The sequence below is a fragment of the Actinomycetota bacterium genome (assembly GCA_036280995.1).
Lineage (GTDB): Bacteria > Actinomycetota > CALGFH01 > CALGFH01 > CALGFH01 > CALGFH01.
Genome location: DASUPQ010000589.1, coordinates 1 through 2757 on the forward strand (window position 1 = coordinate 1; position 2757 = coordinate 2757).

The 2757-nt window shown below is 71.1% G+C and carries 5 protein-coding genes; 2 read left to right on the forward strand and 3 right to left on the reverse strand.

Annotation, left to right across the window (positions count from 1 at the left end):
* A partial coding sequence (locus VF468_19790) for an epoxide hydrolase N-terminal domain-containing protein (protein ID HEX5880531.1) occupies positions 1-233 on the reverse strand: 233 nt, incomplete at its 3' end.
* A 361-nt stretch (positions 234-594) separates the two neighbouring features.
* On the opposite strand from VF468_19790, the gene VF468_19795 reads away from it, so the two are divergent.
* Together VF468_19795 and VF468_19800 are read left to right on the forward strand one after the other, a co-directional pair.
* Positions 595-810, forward strand: a complete 216-nt coding sequence (locus VF468_19795) for a hypothetical protein (GenBank protein ID HEX5880532.1) — start codon at positions 595-597, stop codon at positions 808-810.
* A gap of 136 nt (positions 811-946) precedes the next feature.
* Positions 947-1087, forward strand: a complete 141-nt coding sequence (locus tag VF468_19800; protein HEX5880533.1) for a hypothetical protein — start codon at positions 947-949, stop codon at positions 1085-1087.
* 184 nt (positions 1088-1271) lie between these two features.
* Here VF468_19800 and VF468_19805 read toward each other — a convergent pair whose 3' ends face one another.
* Both VF468_19805 and VF468_19810 read right to left on the reverse strand, forming a co-directional pair.
* Positions 1272-1430, reverse strand: coding sequence for a hypothetical protein (locus VF468_19805; GenBank protein ID HEX5880534.1), 159 nt, complete (start codon positions 1428-1430; stop codon positions 1272-1274).
* Positions 1431-1450: 20 nt separating this feature from the next.
* Positions 1451-2757 (reverse strand): selenium-binding protein SBP56-related protein (locus tag VF468_19810; GenBank protein HEX5880535.1); only part of this gene is annotated, 1307 nt, incomplete at its 5' end.

Below are 2757 nucleotides of genomic sequence, written 5' to 3' on the forward strand. Positions count from 1 at the left end.
TGGGGCAGGGCGTTCAGCCTGGCCTCGCAGCTGCGCCAGTCGTAGTCGGTCATCCAGTAGCGGGCGAGCTGCTGGATCATGGCCAGGGGCACGCCCTGGGATTCATCGGGAACGGTCTCTCTCTCAGGCCAGTTCGTGGCCGCGACGCGGCGACGAAGATCCTCCAACGCCGCATCCGGCACCTCGACCTGGAAAGGCCGGATCTCGCCGGCGGCCTCGACGGTGCCACTCATGACAGGGGTGGGCGGTCGGGGGAAGCTGTGCTCATGAAGATCCCCTTTCACAAGACCTGAGCACCTGTCGCCAACATCGCATCCGACCGGTGAGCGGTCATCACCCGCACTGGATGATTCGGGGAGTCCGACCGGCGATGGCAGCATTGGAGCGCCAGGGCCATAGCAGGGGCGTCCGTTCCGCCAGCACCTCCGGGGCTGGGGTAGTCGAGATCCGCGAGCGCCTCTCCAGCAACCTGGCTCGAGGATGGTTTTCCGAGACGACCCGGCCCAGGTCCATGTGGTCCCGATTGAGCAGGTGTGGCCAGGCCTGAAACCACGATGCCTGGGACACGGCCGGCGCCGGCCGTGTCATCGGTGGGTGAGCTCGGCCCTGATCCAGCTAGGCCTGGCGGCCCTGCGAGGCGGCGACGTCGCGGCTGCCCGTCGGGTGTTCGAGTCCGCTCTGGCCGAGGGCGAGTCGGGGCAGGTCCTGGAGGGCCTGGGTGAGGCGCTGTACCTGGGCCGCGAGTACGTCGCCGCCGTCGCCCACATCTGCGGGCGGTGGCGGCGCTGGCCAGAGGGCGGGTCGGGGTAGCCAGCGGCCGGGGCGACGCCCGCGGCCTGCTGCATCAGGCGCTGGTCGGGTTCGCCCAGGCCCAGCTGCCGATGGAGCTGGCTCGTACCCGCCTGGAGCTGGCCCGGGCCTTGGCCGAGGAGGTCCCGAGGTCGCGGTGGCTGAGGCCAGGGCGGCCCTCGAGGCCTTTGAGCGGCTCCAGGCGGCCAGCCACGCCGACACGGCCAGGGCGCTGTTGCGGTCGCTCGGCGTCCCCGGACCGGCCATGCCACCCGAGTTGGTGGCGTTCATCACCTAGCGCCTCACCGGCGGTCAGCCCGACGAGTTCGGCGAAGTGGGGCTGCACGTCTTCGTCGGGGCACAGCGGACCTGGTGCCATACCGGGGCACCGAGCCCGGACGCGGCACCGAACACTCTCCAGAAACATCACCGAGACGCTCGGGAACGACCTGGAGAATGGCGTGGCCGCCTGGCCTGGGTTCTCAACCTCGGCCGGTGGGGCCCCGCTTCCTGGCAAACCTGGCGCGGGCGGAGGCCAGCCGGGTCCGGCTGTAGGCTACCAGCACCGACAACCATGCACCCCCGAGCAGCAGCAGCGCGGCGAGGGTCTCCTCGCCGGCGTGGTGGGCCAGAGGGTGCATGGTCGTCTCCTGTTCGAGCGTCAGCTGGTGTGGCAGTAGGAGTCGCTGGAGGCGTCGCCGCCCTGAAGGCGGGTCTGGTGGACCCGCAGCCCGCGGAAGGCGTCGCCGTTGGGGAAGAACCCCGGGTCCGGGGCGAGCCCGCCGGCGTCGATGTTGGCGTCGAGCTTGGCCGCCCAGGCGCCGACCCCGTCGGGGTAGAAGATGTCGTCCCAGACCCCGTAGATCGAGTTGGTGACATAGACCCGGCGGCCGTCGCGGCTGACCTCGACCATCTGCGGCCCGCCGGCCAGCCGCTCCTCGGGGGCCGCCGGGTGGGGCTGGCGGCGCACGATCCCGCCGAGGTGGACCGAGCCGGTCTCGCGGGGGTGGAAGGGGTCGCTGACGTCGTACTGTTTGAGCTCCCCGGTGCCCCAGCAGGACACATACAGCCAGCGGTCGTCCACCGACAGGTCGATGTCGGACACCAGCGGCGGCACCGCCCCGAACGACTTGAGGGCCGGCGGCAGCAGGTCGGGGTCGGCCGGCTCGGCCGGGATGGTGATGACCTTGGTGGCGGCCCAGCGGTCGCCGTCGCGGTGCCAGAGGAACACCGATCCCGACAGGTCCTCGACGTTGATGACCACCCCGACCAACCCCCAGGCCTTGGCCGGGTCGTGGGCCGGCCGGACCTCGAACACCAGCTGGTGGGCGTCGCCCAGGTCGATGCGCTGGACGAGCTTGCGGTCGGACATGCTCCAGAAGTTCAGGTGGTGGCCGAAGCGGCGGCCGAGCAGATCCTCGGGGTCCAGGCCGTTCTCGAACATCGGGGGCGTGCCCCATTCCGAGGTCATCATGGTGTCGTGGTTCAGGTGCCACCAGCCGTCGTAGGCGAAGAACTGCTCCCCCCGGTCCAGCTCCCAGGCGCCGATCACGTCGAAGGTCTCGTGGTCGAGCAGGGCGACCCCGCCGGGGCCGTCGTTGCCGTTGGCCCCGCCCAGATTGAACAGGAAGATCCCGCCCGGGCCGCAGTGGACGGTGTGAGGGCGGGAGTAGCCGGCCTTGCGGGCCAGCTCCTCGGCCTCGATGGTGTGGACCACCTGGGGCTGGCGCGGGTCGGGCTTGGTGTCCAGCACGTAGGTCCGCGAGGACCGCAGGCCGGGCACGACCAGGTAGCGGCGCTCCAGGGGCTGGCCGTGGCCGCCGTGGCCCTGGTGGCACAGCGCGCTGGAGCAGGCGTTCCAGCCGAAGTGGTGGAGCTCGTTGCCGGTGGTGGGTAGCTCGCTCCAGCCGACCACCTGGCCGCTGGTGGCCGAGGCGGGGTCGGTGTCGAGCACCGCCATGGCGTCTT